This window comes from Xylanimonas ulmi, assembly GCF_004216535.1.
GTDB lineage: Bacteria > Actinomycetota > Actinomycetes > Actinomycetales > Cellulomonadaceae > Xylanimonas > Xylanimonas ulmi.
In genome coordinates this window covers 3368206-3383110 of the sequence record NZ_SGWX01000001.1, presented here as the reverse complement: position 1 = coordinate 3383110, position 14905 = coordinate 3368206, and the positions used below count along the sequence as shown (strand labels likewise).

Here is a 14905-nt window from a genome sequence, read left to right as displayed (position 1 = left end):
TAACACCGTGATGCTGCTCACAGCAAATCGCGTCGGCGGGTGACGCATCGGTGACGCTGAGTGTCGTGTCGCCGTCGACTTCCCGCGTCGATCAGACCTGGAGCGAGTAGTAGCGGGGGTTGCGCTCGATGAACTCGGCGACGTACCAGCACAGCGCGTCGACCTTCTTGCCGACGTCCATCGCGTCCTCCAGGGCCTGGCGCGCCAGCATGCCGGCCACGCCCTGACCACGGAACTCCGGGACCGTCACCGTCGCCGGAATGACGACGACGTCGCCCTCCACGCGGTACTTCAGCCAGCCCATGACGCGGTCGCTGTCGGGATGGTGCGCCTCGTAGCGCGACTGCTGCGGAACCTTGACGATGATGCACACCGGCGCCTGGTCCGCAGGCTGCGTCCGTTCCGTCATGCCCGAACCGTACCCGCTGCTCAGCCGTCGAGCCTGCAAGAATCGGTCAGGTGCCCCGCAACCCCTACGTCGACGTCCTGCGCATTCCCGGCGCCGCGGCCTTCTCCGCCTCAGGCGGCCTGGCCCGCCTGCCCATGTCGATGGTGGGCATCGGCACCGTCCTGATGATCCAGGCCTACACGGGCTCGTACGCCGTGGCGGGCCGCGTCTCGGCGGTGCTGGTCATCGCGCAGGCGCTGGGCTCGCCGCAGGTCGCGCGGTTCGTCGACCGCGCGGGTCAGCGCCGCGTGCTCCTGCCCATGCTCGCGGTCACGACCGCGGGCCTGCTGGGTCTGGTCACGGCCGCCGCCGCGGGCGCGCCCGAGCCGGTGCTGTGGCCGCTCGCGATGGTCGCGGGCGCGACCAGCGGCTCGTACGGCTCCTACGTGCGCGCCCGGTGGACGCACGCGCTCGTCGGCGACCCGCACCGCCTGCACGCCGCGTTCTCCTTCGAGTCGGCCGTCGACGAGCTCGTGTTCATCGTGGGACCCGTGCTGGCGACGGTGCTGGCCACGGCCGTGATCCCGCCCGCCGCGCTGCTGCTCGCGGCGGTGACGGGCGGCGTCGGCGGGCTCGTGTTCCTGTCGCTGCGCGGCACCGAGCCGCCCGTGCGCGCGCACCTCGAGGGCGCGGCGCACGACGACGGCGCCGGCCTCGCACGCTCGCGCGTGCGCCCGCCGGGGCCGCGCTCGGCGCTGTTCGTGCCCGGCATGCCCGCGCTCGCGCTCGTGTTCCTGGCGATGGGCACGATCTTCGGCGCGGTCGACGTGGCGACCGTCGCGTTCTCGACCGAGCACGAGCGCCGCGCGCTGGCGGGCGTCGTGCTCGCCGCGTTCGCGCTGGGCTCGCTGGTGTCCGGACTGGCGTACGGCGCCATGCACTGGACCTCGCGGCTGTCGACGAGGTTCGCGATCGGCACCGTGGTGCTCGCGGCGGGCGTCTCGCTCTTCTTCACGGTGCGGTCGCTGCCCGTGCTCGCCCTCGTGATGTGTGTCACCGGGTTCGCGATCGCACCCACGGTGATCAACGGCAACGCGATGGTGCAGGCCCTGGTCCCGCCGCAGCGCCTGACCGAGGGGCTCGCCTGGGTCGGCACGTCGATCGGGGCCGGCGCCTCGGCGGGGTCGTGGCTCGCGGGCGCGCGCATCGACGCCGCGGGCTCACACGGCGGGTTCCTGGTCGCGATGGTCGCCGGGTGGGTGTGCGTGGTGCTCGCGGTGGCGGCGCTGCCGACCCTGCGCCGCCAGCAGGGCCGCGCCGGCCTGGCCGTCGAGCAGGTCCCCGACCCGGGCACGCCCGCCGGCGCCTGAGCGCCATGGCTCAGGGGCTCAGGGCTCGGGCTCAGGCCTCAGGGCTCAGGCGTGCGCGCGTCGTAGCGCCAGAACCGCGGCGTGCGCCACACCACGAGCCACAGCGCGGCGAGGCACAGCAGCCCGCCCGCGACGGCGGCCCACCCCTCGGTGAACCAGCTCGCCTGCGCGCCCAGCCACAGCTCGCCCAGGCGCGGCCCGCCCGCGACGACGACGATGAACACGCCCTGCAGGCGCCCGCGCATGTGGTCGGGCGCGGCGGTCTGCAGGATCGACTGGCGGAAGATCGCCGAGACGGCGTCGGTGCCGCCCGCGAGCGCCAGCGCGAGGCAGGCGACCACGAGCGCGCCGAGCAGCACGCCCGAGGGGCGCCCGCGCCCCACGAGCACGAGCACGACGCCGAACAGCGCGATCGAGACCGCCCAGGCGCTGATCGCCCAGACGATCGCGCGGCCCTGCCGGCGCACGTGGCCGAGCGACCCGGAGAACAGGGTGGCGAGGATGCCGCCCGCCGCGAACGCCGCCGCGAGCACGCCCGTGGTGCCCGCCCCGCCACCGAGGTACACCAGGCCCGCGGCGGGCCACAGCACGCGTGGGAAGGCCAGCACCATGGCGCACAGGTCGACGACGAACGAGGTGCGCAGGTTGGGTCGCGTGGCGAGGTAGCGCAGCCCGTCGAGCACCGACCGCAGCCCGCCCGCGCGCTGCGGCGGCGCGGCGCCGTCGTCGGCGTCCCCCGCGCCGGGCTGCGCCTGCGGCGGGAGCTTCGGCAGCCGCCAGGTGGCCCACAGTGCGGCGGTGAAGGCGACGGCGTCGATCGTGTAGGCCCACGCGTAGCCGCCCGCGAGCACGAGGGCCGAGCCCACCACGGGCCCGCCGGTGAGCGCGACGTTGAGCGCGAGCGTCTGCAGGGCGTTGGCCGCGGGCATCAGGTGCGCGGGCAGCAGCCGCGGGATGATCGCCGAGCGCGCGGGGTTGTTGATCGCGAACGCCGCGGACTGTAGCGCGACCAGCCCGTACAGAAGGTGCACCGAGCGCACGTCGAACCATGCCTGCAGCGCGATCGCGATGGTCACGAGCCACAGCGCGATCGAGGCGAGCAGCGAGACGGTGCGTCGGTCGTAGCGGTCGACCAGCGCGCCGCCGTACAGGCCCAGCACCATGAGCGGCACGAGCGCGAAGACGCCGAGCGTGCCCACGGCGAGCGTCGAGCGGGTCAGGCTGTAGACCTGCAGGCCGACGGCGACGACGGTGAGCTGCGCGCCGAGGTTGGAGACCCCGAGGCCCCACCACAGGCGGCGGAAGTCCGGCGAGACGCGCAGAGGCGTCAGGTCGGCGAGCAGGCGGGGCATGGTTCCGTGATCGTAGCCCCAGGCTCCCGAGTGCCCGACGACGGCGTCACGCGGTGGACGTTGCGGTGGACGTGGTGTGCGACGGGGCGGCGGCGAGCGCGTCGTCGACCACGAGCAGCGCGGCCTGGACCTCGTCGACGATGCCGGACATCGCGTCCTGCGCGGCGGCGGCGTCGCCCGCGGCGACCGCGCGCGCCACGGCCTCGTGGCCGTCGAGGGCGCTGGGATCGGGCGAGGCCGGCATGAGTCCGAGCGCCGTGCGCCCCGAGAGCACTGCGGCGACGACGCCCGCCAGGGCGCCGAACAGCTCGTTGCCGCTCGAGCGCAGCAGCAGCTCGTGCAGGCGCACGTCGAGGGTGAGGAAGTCCTCGTGGTCGCCCTCGCCCGCCTCGCCGAGCGCGCGCATCCGGCGGGCGATCTCCAGCAGCTCGGCGCGCACCTGGGCGGTGGCGTGGCGGGCCGCTCCGGCGGCGGCCAGCGGCTCAACGGCGTGGCGCAGCTCGGTCAGCGTGCGCAGCTGGTCCACGCGCCCGGTCCCCTGCAGCCGCCAGGCGATGACGCGCGGGCTGAGCACCTGCCAGTCGTCCATGGCGAGCACGACGATGCCGACGCGGCGGCGCGAGCGCACGAGCCCGAAGCTCTCGAGCATCCGCATGGCCTCGCGCGCGACGGTGCGCGAGACGCCGAACTCGGCGCCGATCCCCTCGAGCGTGAGCACCGCGCCCGCGGGCAGGTCTCCGCCGGTGATGCGCCGGCCGAGGGCGTCGAGCACCGGGCCGTGGAGCGCTTTCTCTGGCACGGGGCCAGGGTACCGGTCGATTGGTATCACCAATCACTTGCCAAAGGTGTTACCAATGGGCCATGCTGTCGGGCGTGGACACCGACGTCTCCCCCTCCCCTGACTCCGCAGGCTCCTGCGCCCCGCTCGTCGTCGTCATGGGCGTCGCCGGCTCTGGCAAGACGACCGTCGCCGCCCTGCTCGCAGGCCGCCTCGACGCCGCCTTCGCCGAGGGCGACGACTTCCACTCGCCGGCCAACGTCGCCAAGATGGCCAGCGGTGTGCCGCTCGACGACGACGACCGCTGGCCCTGGCTGCGCGGCATCCGCGACTGGCTCGCCGCGCAGCACGCCGCCTCACGCCCCGCCGTCGTGCCGTGCAGCGCGCTCAAGCGGGCCTACCGCGACCTGCTGCGCGAGGCCGGACCGGTGCTGTTCGTGCACCTGACCGGCTCGGCCGACCTGCTGCGCGAGCGCATCCAGGGCCGCGCCGGCCACTTCATGAAGCCCGACATGCTCACGAGCCAGCTCGCGACCCTGGAGCCGCTCGGCCCCGACGAGCCGGGCGTCGTGCTCGACGTCGCGGCGCGCCCCGAGCGGCTCGCCCAGGATGTCGTCGCGCACCTGGCCGCGGCGTGCCGCTCGACCCGGCCCTGACACCACCGACCCCGACACCACCGACCCCGACCCCGCCGACACCCATCGGCCTCGCCGCCACGAAGGAGCGATGATGCTCACCTCCGCCCCCACGGTCCCCACCTGGCAACTCGTGCTCGCCGCGGTGATCGGCATCGCCGTCATCGTCGCGCTCATCGTCTGGACCAAGCTGCACCCGTTCCTGGCCCTCGTGATCGGCTCGGGCGTGCTCGCGCTGGTCGCGGGCACCGACCTGGTCGCCGCCTTCGACTCGTTCTCGAAGGGCCTCGGATCCACTGTCGGCGGCGTGGGCGTGCTCATCGCGCTCGGCGCGATCATCGGCAAACTGCTCATCGACTCGGGCGGCGCCGATCAGATCGTCGACACGATCCTCGCCCGCACGCCCGCGCGGCGCGTGCCATGGGCGCTCGCGTTCATCGCGTTCATCGTGGGCATCCCGCTGTTCTTCGAGGTCGGCGTGGTGCTGCTCATCCCCGTGGTCATGCTCGTGGCCCGCCGGGCCCGGGTCTCGCCGATCCTCGTGGGCATCCCGGCCCTGGCCGGGCTCTCCGCGCTGCACGGGCTCGTGCCCCCGCACCCCGGCCCGCTGCTCGCCATCGACGCGCTGGGCGCCGACCTGGGCCTCACGCTCGGCCTCGGCCTGCTGGTCTCCGTCCCGACCGTCGTGCTCGCGGGCCCTGTGCTCGCCACGATCCTGGTGCGCTGGGTGCGCCTCGACCCGCCGACCACGGTGCTCGGCGTCTCGGACGCCCCCGCCGACGGCAGCCGCCGCCCGAGCTTCTGGGTGTCGATCGGCGTCGTGCTGCTGCCCGTGGCGCTCATGCTCGCGCGCGCCGTGGTCGAGGTGCTGCACCAGGAGACGACGGCGGTGGGCAGCGCGTTCCTGTTCCTCGGCACGCCGCTGGTCGCGCTGCTGCTGACCTCGCTCGTCGCGCTGGGCGTGTTCGGCCTCGGCGTCGGGCGCTCGCGCGCCGAGCTGTCCGACCTGGTCGGCGCGTCGTTCCTGCCGATCGCGGGCATCCTGCTCATCGTCGGCGCCGGCGGCGGCTTCAAGCAGACGCTGGTGGACTCCGGCGTCGGCCAGGTCATCGCCGACGCCATCACGTCCGCGCACCTGAGCCCGCTGCTCGCCGGCTGGCTCGTGGCCGTGCTCATCCGCGTCGCCACCGGCTCGGCGACCGTGGCGACCATCACCGCCGCCGGCATCATGGCCCCGATCGCCGCGGGCCTCGATCCGACTCAGGCGGCGCTGCTGGTGCTGGCCGTCGGCGCCGGCTCGGTGTTCCTCTCGCACGTCAACGACGCCGGGTTCTGGATGGTCAAGGAGTACTTCGGCATGACCGTGGGCCAGACCTTCAAGACGTGGTCGCTCATGGAGACCGTCGTGTCGGTCGTGGCAGGCGGCGTGGTGATGCTGCTCGGACTGCTGCTGTAGCGGCGTCAGCCGATCGTGGTGCCGAAGGCGAGCCCCAGGAGGTACGTCACGGCCGCCGCGCCGTACCCGATCGCGAGCTGGCGCAGCGCGCGCGTCATCGGCGAGGTGCCCGACAGCAGGCCCGTGACGGCGCCCGTCACCAGCAGGGCCAGGCCCACGAGCACCGAGGCGAGCATGACCGCGGCCAGACCCTGCGCGCCGAGCAGGTAGGGCAGCACCGGCACCACGGCGCCCGAGGCGAAGAAGCAGAAGGAGGAGATCGCGGCGCCCCAGGCGGTGCCGTGCGTGTCGTCCTCGTCGGCGCTCGCGCTGGTCGCCGCGCCGAGGTCGGCCGTGCTCGGCGCCACGGGGACCGCGCCCGTGCCCGACGTCGCCGCGGCCACCGCCAGGCGCGTCAGCACCCCGTCGGCGTACGCCTGGGCCTCGTGCGCGTCCATGCCGCGCGCGCGGTAGACCAGCGCGAGCTCGTTCGCGTCGACGTCGAGGTGCGGCAGGGCGTGGGCGGCGCCCGGGCCGGGGGTCGAGGCCTCCAGCAGCTCGCGCTGGGAGCGGATCGAGATGAACTCGCCGGCGCCCATCGACAGCGCTCCCGCGAGCAGGCCCGCGAGTCCCGTGAGCAGCACGGTCTGCTGCGAGGCGCCCGACGCCCCGATGCCCAGCACGAGCGCGAGGTTGGACACCAGACCGTCGTTCGCGCCGAAGACCGCCGCGCGGAACGTGCCCGACAGGCGGTTGCGCCCGCGCGTCGCGAGCCCTCGCACCACCTCCTCGTGGATCTGCTCGTCGGCGGCCATGGCCTGCGTCGCGTCGGCGTCGTCGGTGTAGGCCGAGCGGGCCTCGGCGCGCTGGGCGAGCGCGAGCACGAACACGCCGCCGAAGCGCCGCGCGAGCCAGCCCAGCGCGCGCGTGCGCCGGTCGCCGCGCAGCGGGCGCCCGACGTCGTCGCCGAGCAGGTCGAGCCAGTGCTGCTCGTGGCGCCCCTCGGCCGCGGCGAGCGCGAGCAGGATGTCCCGCTCCTCGCCGTCACGTCGGCTCGCCAGGTCGCGGTAGACGGCGGCCTCGGCGCGCTCGTCGGCGAGGTAGCGCCGCCATCGGCGGATGTCGGCGGCGGAGCGCGGACCGGCGGGGGGCTGCCCGGCGGAGCGCTCGGCGCGAGTGAGGATGGCCATGAGATCGATTGTGAGCGGTGAGGCCCGACCACGCTTTCGCATCACCCCATCCATGCCTGGTGAGGCCGCGTCCAAGAGGACCAGGGGCCACGCGGGGTGCGCCGGATGCTCGACGCTGTCGGCGCCTCAGGGCAGAATCACGGGCGTGATCATCGTCAGCACCGACGGCTCGTGCCTGCGCAACCCCGGAGGCGCGATCGGCTGGGCGTGGATCGACCACGAGGGCGGGCGCTTCGACTCGGGCGGCGCCGCCTCGGGCACCAACCAGATCGCCGAGCTCACCGCGGTGCTGCGGGCGGTCGAGGCGCACCCGGGTCCGGAGCCGCTGCTCATCGAGTCGGACTCGCAGTACGCCATCCGCTGCTCGTCCGAGTGGCTGGAGGGCTGGAGGCGCAAGGGCTGGCGGACGGCGTCGGGCAGCCCGGTCAAGAACCTGGAGCTCGTCCAGGCCATCGACGCCGCCATCACCGGCCGCGAGGGCCCGGTCCGCTTCCGCTGGGTGCGCGGCCATGTGGGCAACCCGTTCAACGAGCGCGCCGACGAGCTCGCGGGCCACGCCGCCGAGGACTGGGCGGCCGGGCGCGGCGAGGTCGGATCGGTGCTCATCGCCGACATCGACACGCTGCACCAGCCCGAGGCGCCCCGTGTGCCCAGCGCGGCGCGCGTGCCCACCGCGGCCGGCGCACGCGCCGAGGCGTCGCGCCCCGACGCCGAACCGCAGTGGGAGCTCGGCACCCTCTTCGACTGAGCGAACGATGCGGCTGAGGGAGTCCTGCGCGTGGAGGTACGCCACCACTCGACGCGACCGCTCGACGTCGCGCTGACGCTCGCCCCGCTCCGGCACGGCCCAGCCGACCCGACGGTGCGCCGCACGCCCGACGGCGCCTGGTGGCGCACGTCGCTGCTGCCCACCGGGCCCCTCACGCAGCGCATCGTCCAGGCCGGGCCCCATGACGCCGTCGTGACCCTGTGGGGCGACGGCGCGCGCGAGGCCGCCGACGCCGTGCCCGCGCTGCTCGGCGAGGACGACGACGCCACGGGGTTCACGCCTCCCGACGCCTTGCGTGACGCCGCCCGGCGGGCGCGGGGGATGCGGATGCCGCGCACCGGGCGCGTGCTGGAGTCGCTGGTGCCCGCGGTGCTCGAACAGCGTGTGCACGCCTCAAGCGCACACGCCGCCTGGCGCCGGCTCGTGTGGCAGCACGGCGCTGCCGCGCCTGGGCCCGCCCCCGAGGGCATGCGGGTTCCGCCCTCACCGCAGGCGTGGGCCACGGCGCCTGTGTGGGACTGGCACCGCGCCGGCGTCGACCCGCGGCGGGCGCGCACCGCAGTGGCGTGCGCGCGCCTGGCCGCGCGCCTGGAGACGGCGTCCTCGCTCGCGGGTGACGAGGCGCGGGCGCTGTTGGAGCGGGTCGCGGGTGTCGGCCCGTGGACGTCGGCCGAGGTGGCCCAGCGGGCCTTCGGCGACGCCGACGCCGTCTCGGTGGGCGACCTGCACCTACCCGCGGCGGTCGGGTGGGCGCTGACCGGGCAGCGCACCGACGAGGCCACGATGCTCGCGCTGCTCGCGCCGTACTCACCGCACCGCCATCGCGTGGTGCGGCTCCTGTCGGTCGGGGGCCGCCCGCGGGCGCCGCGACGTGGGCCGCGGCTCGCAGTCGCGGACTACCGACGCATGTGACCCGAAAGGCCGGACCGCCCGGCCCGCCGTGGCGGGCGGGACGCCCCGCTCAGCGCTCGGCGTCCTCCTCGCCGCGCGCCGGTTGCTGCGCAGCCGTGACCTCGGCGTGCGTGCGACCGGCGAGCGTGGTGCGGCGCGGGTTGGCGATCGATCGGTTGAGAGTCGCGGTCTCGCTCATTGTGGCTCCTCCATGCGTAGCGGGCTCAGGCTCGTGGACGTCCCGCGGGGTCCCGCGTCGTCGCGGGGGACAGGTGCCGATTGTGCGTGGCACTCGGTCTCAAAATCCATCCCCACGCATGTGATCCGGGTCACTTAGGCGGCGATTCACCCTGCGCGGGGTGACGATCGAGGCATGCCACTCACCCCGACCCCAGAGCCCCAACTGGTCCTGCTGCGGCACGGCGAGACGGCCTGGTCGGTCACCGGGCAGCACACCGGCCGCTCCGATATTCCGCTGACGCGGGCCGGTGAGGACCAGGCCCGGCAGGCTGGCGCGGCGCTGGCGGCGTACGACTTCGACGCCGTCTACACCTCCCCGCTGGCGCGGGCCCGGCGCACCGCGCAGCTCGCGGGATTCGCCGGCGCCGTCGTCGACCCCGATCTCGCGGAGTGGGACTACGGGCCGGTCGACGGACGCACCGCGCACGAGGTCTCCACCCTGATCGGCCACGAGTTCCGCATCTTCACCGACGGCGTGCGCGCGCTGCCGCCCGACCCCGCCCACTCCGAGGGACGCCCCGGCGAGCTGCTGGAGGAGGTCTACGCGCGGGCCACCGCCGTCGTCGAGCGCGCCGAGCGGACGCTGCGCGACGGCGGCGACGTGCTCGTCGTCGCGCACGGGCACCTGCTGCGCGTGCTCGCCACGGCCTGGCTGGGCGCCGATCCGCGCCTCGGTGAGCGGCTGGAGCTCGGCACCGCGGCGATCTGCCTGCTCGGATACGGGCACTCGCTGCGCACGATCGAGGGGTGGAACCTGCCGCCCACCGTGTGACCGCGTGAGGCGCCGCGGCCGGGCGTCACCCGCTCGTGGGAGCATGCGGGCATGGCCCTGCGCGATCGCAACCTCATCGACGACGAGTCCGTCGTGCTCGACCTGCGCACGCACGCCAAGGTGATGATCGGGCCGTTCGCCCTGTTCCTCGCGCTGGTGGCGGCGGCGATCGCCGTCATGCTCCTGTCCAGCAACGACGTCGTCACCTGGGTGGTGCTGGCCGTGGCCGCCGTGGTCGCCGTCGGATGGGTGTTCCTGCCCTGGCTGCGCTGGCGCACGACGTCGTACGCGGTCACCACCCAGCGCGTCGCCGAGCGGCGCGGCATCGTCACGCGCGTCGGGCGCGACATCCCGCTGTACCGGATCAACGACATCTCGATCGAGAAGGACCTGGTCGACCGGCTGCTCGGCTGCGGCACGCTCGTGATCGCCGACGCGACCGAGAAGCCCGGCATGGTGCTGCACGACGTGCCGCGCGTGGACGCGGTGCACCGCACCATCCAGCAGCTCCTGTGGGATCAGGACGACGGCTCCGACGACGGCGAGCGCCCCCCGACCGAGCCGCCCCGCAGGCGCTCATGACCACGTGGTTCGTCACGGGCGCGAGCCGCGGGCTCGGGCGGGCCATCGCGGTCGCCGCGCTCGAACGGGGCGACCTCGTCGCCGCGACCGCGCGGTCGCTCGACGCGCTGCGCGACCTGGCCGACCGCTTCGGCGACGCCGTCGTGCCGCTCGCGCTCGACGTGACCGACGCCGCCGCGGCCCGTGACGCCGTCGCCGCCGCGCACGCTCGGCTCGGCCGCCTCGACGTCGTCGTCAACAACGCCGGCTACGGGCTGTTCGGGTACGTCGAGGAGCTCGACCCGCGGCTGCTGCGCGACCAGCTCGACGTCAACCTCTTCGGAGCGCTGCACGTGACGCAGGCCGCCCTGCCCCTCCTGCGCGCGCAGGGGTCGGGCCACATCGTGCAGGTGTCGAGCTCGAGTGGCGTCGCGGCGTGGCCCGGCCTCGGCGGATACCACGCCTCCAAGTGGGCGCTCGAGGGGCTGAGCGACGCGCTCGCGCAGGAGGTCGCGCGCTTCGGCGTCGCGGTCACGCTGGTCGAGCCCGGCCCTGTGGACACCGCGTGGCGCGGCGCCTCCGCCGTCCACGCCACACCGCTGCCCGCCTACGACGACGCCCGCGCGGCCGCGTGGCACCCCCCGGGCGCCTCGACGCCGCAGGCGGTCGCGGCGGTGGTGCTCGCCGTCGTCGACGCGCCCGCCCCGCCGCTGCGGATCCTCGTCGGGGACCTCGCCGCGGACGCCGTGATCCCGATGACACAGGCGCGGCTCGACGCGTGGCGCGCCTGGGAGGGCCTGGGCCGGTCGGCCGACGGCGACGATCCGGGCCGCGTCGAAAACTGATCTCGATCGGCGCGTGCCGCCGCCGCGTTAGCGCGCGCGGGGCCCGGCGCGCGCTGCGAGAGTGTGCGAATGGACCCCTCGGTCGACCTGTGGATCCGGCTCGCGTGTGAGTTCATCGGCACCGCGATCCTCATCATCATCGGCAACGGCACTGTCGCGAACGTGCACCTCAAAGGCTCGAAGGGGTACCGCGGAGGGTGGAGCCTCATCGCGATGGGCTACGGCCTGGGCGTCATGATCCCCGCGATGATGTTCGGCGGGATCAGCGGCAACCACATCAACCCGGCATTCACGCTCGGGCTCGCGATCTGGGGCATGTTCCCCTGGCACCTGGTGCCGCTGTACTGGCTCGCGCAGGTGCTCGGCGCGATGGCCGGGCAGCTCGCCATCGTGGTGACCCACAAGCCGTACTACGACCTGACCGACGACGCGCAGGACGTGCTGGCCACGTTCTCGACCATCAACTCGGCCCACAGCCGGCTCAACGGGTTCCTGTCGGAGACGCTGGGGTCGGTCATCCTGTTCTCGTGCGCGCTGGCGCTGGTGCACTCCCCGCTCATGCGCGAGGAGCAGGGAGTCGCGCACCTGGGGATCGGGTTCCTGGTGTGGGCCCTGGTCGTCGGGCTCGGCGGGCCGACCGGGCCCGCGCTCAACCCCGCGCGCGACTTCGGGCCACGTCTGCTGCACCAACTGCTGCCGACGTCGGTGCTGCGCGCCAAGGGCGGGTCGGACTGGCGCTACGGCTGGGTGCCGGTCGCGGCGCCCCTCCTGGGCGGGCTGCTGGGCGTGGGCGGCTGGCACTTGCTGCTGGGCTGAGCGGGACCGGGCCGAGCGGGGCCGGTCAGGCGGCGCGGCGCTCGGTTCCGGGCGCCTCGTCCGCGGGCAGCAGGTCCGCCAGGCGCCAGTCGTCGAACGCCTCGGCGTGCTCGGCCGCCAGCCCGTCGGGGCGGGCCTCCTGGATCGCGTGATGCTGCACGCCGCGCGCGCGCAGCCGGGCCGCGAGCTCGACGACGTCGTCACGCGTGTGCACCGTCGGGTCCACCGTGGTGCGCACCTCGTGCGCGACGCCGTGGGTGAGCACCACGTCGAGCGACCGCCACGCGGCCGAGCCCGACGTCGTGACGCCCGTGACCTGTGCGTACTTCTCCGGCAGGTGCTTGATGTCGAGGCCCACCCAGTCGAGGGCTCCGCGGGCCGCCAGCGCCTCCAGGCGCCGGGGCCACGCGCCCCCGGTGTGCAGCCCGACGGCGAACCCGAGGTCGCGGACCTCGTCGATCGCCGCGGGCAGCGCGGGCGACAGCAGTGGCTCGCCCCCCGAGAACACCACGCCGTCGAGCAGGCCGCGGCGGCGGCGCAGGAACGCGACGACGTCGGACCACGCCATCGCGCCCGGCGCCCGCGGGTCGAGGATGTCCTCGTTGTGGCAGTACACGCACCGCCACGGGCAGCCCTGGAGGAACACGACGGCGGCGAGCTTGCCGGGCCAGTCCACCGTGGAGAGGCGGACCAGCCCGGCGACCACCGGGCCGGGGGGCGCGGGTGGGGTGGTTTCGACAGGCTCAACCACCGAGGGTGCGGGTGGGGTGGTGGGGTCAGGCGAAGGCCGGCTCACGGAACGTCACCCGCTCGTGGTACTCGCCCTGCTTGCCCGTGTTGAACGAGCTCACCGGGCGCAGGTAGCCCATGACGCGCGTCCACACCTCGGTGCCGCGCCCGCACGTGGGGCACGCGTGCTGCTCGCCCGTGAGGTATCCGTGCACCTCGCACACCGAGAACGTCGGCGTGACGGTGATGTACGGCAGGCGGAAGCTCTCCAGCGAGCGGCGCACCAGCGCCTTGCACGCCTGCGCGTCCGAGACGCGCTCGCCCATGTACAGGTGCAGCACGGTGCCGCCCGTGTACTTGGTCTGCAGCTCCTCCTGCTGCTCGAGCGCCTCGAACGGGTCGTCGGTGAACGAGACGGGAAGCTGGGAGGAGTTGGTGTAGTACGGCTCGGCGTCGGTGCCCGCCTGCAGGATGCCGGGGAACCGGCGGCGGTCCTCCTTGGCGAACCGGTAGGTGGTGCCCTCGGCGGGGGTCGCCTCCAGGTTGTACAGGTGACCGGTGCGCTCCTGCGCCTCGACCATGCGGGCGCGCACGTGGTCGAGCACCTCGAGCGCCATGAGCCGGCCGGCGGGCGTGGTGATGTCCTCGCGGTCGCCGGTGAAGTTGCGGATCATCTCGTTGACGCCGTTGACGCCGATGGTCGAGAAGTGCGAGTCGAGCGTGCCCAGGTAGCGCTTGGTGTACGGGAACAGGCCGTCGTCCATGAGCCGCTGCACGGCCACGCGCTTGGTCTCCAGCGAGTCGACCGAGATCTCGATGAGGTGGTCGAGCGCCGCGAGCAGGTCGCTCCACGATCCGGTGTGCACGAACCCGAGCCGGGCCATGTTGAGCGTGACGACGCCGATCGAGCCCGTCTGCTCGCCCGAGCCGAACAGGCCGTTGCCGCGCTTGAGCAGCTCGCGCAGGTCGAGCTGCAGCCGGCAGCACATCGAGCGCACGTCGCCCGGGTTGAGCTCGGAATTCACGAAGTTCTGGAAGTAGGGCGTGCCGTACTTGGCCGTCATCGCGAAGATCTTGTCGGCGACCGGGGCGTCCCAGTCAAAGTCCTTGGTGATGTTGTACGTGGGGATCGGGAAGGTGAAGGCCCGCCCCGCGGCGTCGCCGGCCGTCATGACCTCGACGAACGCCTCGTTGATCATCGCCATCTCGGGCGCGAGGTCGCCGTAGGTGAAGTCGGCCACCTCCTCACCGATGATGGGGTGCTGGTCCTTGAAGTCGTCCGGGCAGACCAGGTCGAACGTCAGGTTGGTGAACGGCGTCTGGGTGCCCCAGCGCGAGGGCACGTTGAGGTTGTGGACGAGCTCCTGGATGCCCTGGACCACCTCGGGGTAGGTCAGGCCGTCGCGGCGCACGTAGGGCGCCATGAGGGTGTCGAAGCTTGAGAACGCCTGGGCGCCGGCCCACTCGTTCTGCAGCGTGCCGAGGAAGTTGACCACCTGGCCCAGCGCGCTGGAGAAGTGCTTGGCGGGGCCTGAGTCGATCTTGCCGGGGACGCCGCCGAAGCCCTCCTGCAGGAGCTGGCGCAGCGACCATCCGGCGCAGTAGCCACCCAGCACGTCCAGGTCGTGCACGTGGATGGCGCCCGAGCGGTGGGCCTCGCCGAGCTCGGGCTCGTAGACCTCGTCGAGCCAGTAGTTCGCCGTCACCTTGCCGGCCACGTTGAGGATCAGGCCGCCGAGCGAGAAGCCCTGGTTGGCGTTGGCGCGCACGCGCCAGTCCGAGCGGTCCAGGTACTCCCCGATCGTCGAGGCGACGTCGATGCTGCGGCCCATGTGTGCGTCCTTCGCGGTGAGAGGGCGGTGAATCACCGCCGTGTGGTTCAAGAAGTACCACAACATCTAGTGGTCCGCAGGGCCAGTAGGCACAACATGTCGGGTGTGTTGCTGACATGATGTCAGCCCTCATGCGTCGCACGAGGTGAGCCGCGCGGCACGCCTCACGCACGTGACGCGCGCAGCACCAGATTCTCCGGAGCCCGCCGTGGCCCGTCGGCTCGCTGCAGACACGTGATCACCACGAGGCGGGAGGCGCCGTCGCTGGGTCTCCGCATCGACACAATGACGCGGCGGGGGCC

16 protein-coding genes are annotated in these 14905 nt (G+C 73.8%); 9 read left to right on the top strand and 7 right to left on the bottom strand.

The features are described from left to right. Positions 1-91 precede the first annotated feature (91 nt). Positions 92-409 (bottom strand): GNAT family N-acetyltransferase, encoded by a 318-nt coding sequence (locus tag EV386_RS15555; protein ID WP_130416230.1) that lies wholly within the window; start codon positions 407-409, stop codon positions 92-94. Positions 410-459: 50 nt separating this feature from the next. Between EV386_RS15555 and EV386_RS15550 the strand changes: the two genes are divergently transcribed. Further along, positions 460-1758, top strand: a complete 1299-nt coding sequence (locus EV386_RS15550) for an MFS transporter (protein ID WP_130416229.1) — start codon at positions 460-462, stop codon at positions 1756-1758. A 38-nt stretch (positions 1759-1796) separates the two neighbouring features. On the opposite strand, the gene EV386_RS15545 is transcribed toward EV386_RS15550, so the two are convergent. Together EV386_RS15545 and EV386_RS15540 are read right to left on the bottom strand one after the other, a co-directional pair. Further along, positions 1797-3110: an MFS transporter gene (locus EV386_RS15545; RefSeq protein WP_130416228.1), complete on the bottom strand. Its 1314-nt coding sequence runs from the start codon at positions 3108-3110 to the stop codon at positions 1797-1799. Positions 3111-3156: 46 nt separating this feature from the next. Next, complete coding sequence (locus EV386_RS15540) at positions 3157-3909, bottom strand: FadR/GntR family transcriptional regulator (RefSeq protein ID WP_130416227.1); 753 nt, start codon at positions 3907-3909, stop codon at positions 3157-3159. Between the two features lie 62 nt (positions 3910-3971). Here EV386_RS15540 and EV386_RS15535 point away from each other — a divergent pair, with 62 nt between their 5' ends. Together EV386_RS15535 and EV386_RS15530 are read left to right on the top strand one after the other, a co-directional pair. Beyond that, positions 3972-4544 carry a gluconokinase gene (locus tag EV386_RS15535; RefSeq protein WP_207216550.1) on the top strand — a complete coding sequence of 191 codons (573 nt, stop codon included), beginning with the start codon at positions 3972-3974 and terminating at the stop codon, positions 4542-4544. Positions 4545-4617: 73 nt separating this feature from the next. Then, on the top strand, positions 4618-5979 hold the full coding sequence (locus tag EV386_RS15530; protein WP_242607999.1) for a GntT/GntP/DsdX family permease: 1362 nt from the start codon (positions 4618-4620) through the stop codon (positions 5977-5979). A gap of 5 nt (positions 5980-5984) precedes the next feature. Here the strand turns inward: EV386_RS15530 and EV386_RS15525 are convergent, their stop codons facing one another. Next, positions 5985-7148, bottom strand: coding sequence for a VIT1/CCC1 transporter family protein (locus tag EV386_RS15525; RefSeq protein WP_130416225.1), 1164 nt, complete (start codon positions 7146-7148; stop codon positions 5985-5987). Between the two features lie 145 nt (positions 7149-7293). Between EV386_RS15525 and EV386_RS15520 the strand changes: the two genes are divergently transcribed. Both EV386_RS15520 and EV386_RS15515 read left to right on the top strand, forming a co-directional pair. Next, positions 7294-7896 carry a ribonuclease H family protein gene (locus tag EV386_RS15520; RefSeq protein WP_130416224.1) on the top strand — a complete coding sequence of 201 codons (603 nt, stop codon included), beginning with the start codon at positions 7294-7296 and terminating at the stop codon, positions 7894-7896. A 30-nt stretch (positions 7897-7926) separates the two neighbouring features. Then, positions 7927-8829: a DNA-3-methyladenine glycosylase family protein gene (locus EV386_RS15515; protein ID WP_130416223.1), complete on the top strand. Its 903-nt coding sequence runs from the start codon at positions 7927-7929 to the stop codon at positions 8827-8829. A gap of 49 nt (positions 8830-8878) precedes the next feature. Here the strand turns inward: EV386_RS15515 and EV386_RS18875 are convergent, their stop codons facing one another. Further along, positions 8879-9007 carry a hypothetical protein gene (locus tag EV386_RS18875; RefSeq protein WP_278025451.1) on the bottom strand — a complete coding sequence of 43 codons (129 nt, stop codon included), beginning with the start codon at positions 9005-9007 and terminating at the stop codon, positions 8879-8881. Between the two features lie 174 nt (positions 9008-9181). On the opposite strand from EV386_RS18875, the gene EV386_RS15510 reads away from it, so the two are divergent. From EV386_RS15510 to EV386_RS15495, 4 genes are all read left to right on the top strand, one after another. Beyond that, positions 9182-9820, top strand: coding sequence for a histidine phosphatase family protein (locus EV386_RS15510; RefSeq protein WP_130416222.1), 639 nt, complete (start codon positions 9182-9184; stop codon positions 9818-9820). 51 nt (positions 9821-9871) lie between these two features. Then, positions 9872-10402 (top strand): PH domain-containing protein, encoded by a 531-nt coding sequence (locus EV386_RS15505; protein WP_130416221.1) that lies wholly within the window; start codon positions 9872-9874, stop codon positions 10400-10402. After that, the gene (locus tag EV386_RS15500; protein ID WP_130416220.1) at positions 10399-11226 is read left to right on the top strand and encodes an SDR family NAD(P)-dependent oxidoreductase; all 828 of its coding nucleotides are present in this window, start codon (positions 10399-10401) and stop codon (positions 11224-11226) included. Before EV386_RS15505 ends, EV386_RS15500 begins: the two co-directional genes overlap by 4 nt. A gap of 69 nt (positions 11227-11295) precedes the next feature. Continuing rightward, positions 11296-12042: an MIP/aquaporin family protein gene (locus tag EV386_RS15495; protein ID WP_130416219.1), complete on the top strand. Its 747-nt coding sequence runs from the start codon at positions 11296-11298 to the stop codon at positions 12040-12042. Between the two features lie 25 nt (positions 12043-12067). Here EV386_RS15495 and EV386_RS15490 read toward each other — a convergent pair whose 3' ends face one another. Both EV386_RS15490 and EV386_RS15485 read right to left on the bottom strand, forming a co-directional pair. Further along, the gene (locus EV386_RS15490; RefSeq protein WP_242607998.1) at positions 12068-12838 is read right to left on the bottom strand and encodes an anaerobic ribonucleoside-triphosphate reductase activating protein; all 771 of its coding nucleotides are present in this window, start codon (positions 12836-12838) and stop codon (positions 12068-12070) included. Then, positions 12819-14603, bottom strand: coding sequence for a ribonucleoside triphosphate reductase (locus EV386_RS15485; RefSeq protein ID WP_207216549.1), 1785 nt, complete (start codon positions 14601-14603; stop codon positions 12819-12821). The genes EV386_RS15490 and EV386_RS15485 overlap by 20 nt, the downstream gene beginning before the upstream one ends. Between the last annotated feature and the right edge of the window lie 302 nt (positions 14604-14905).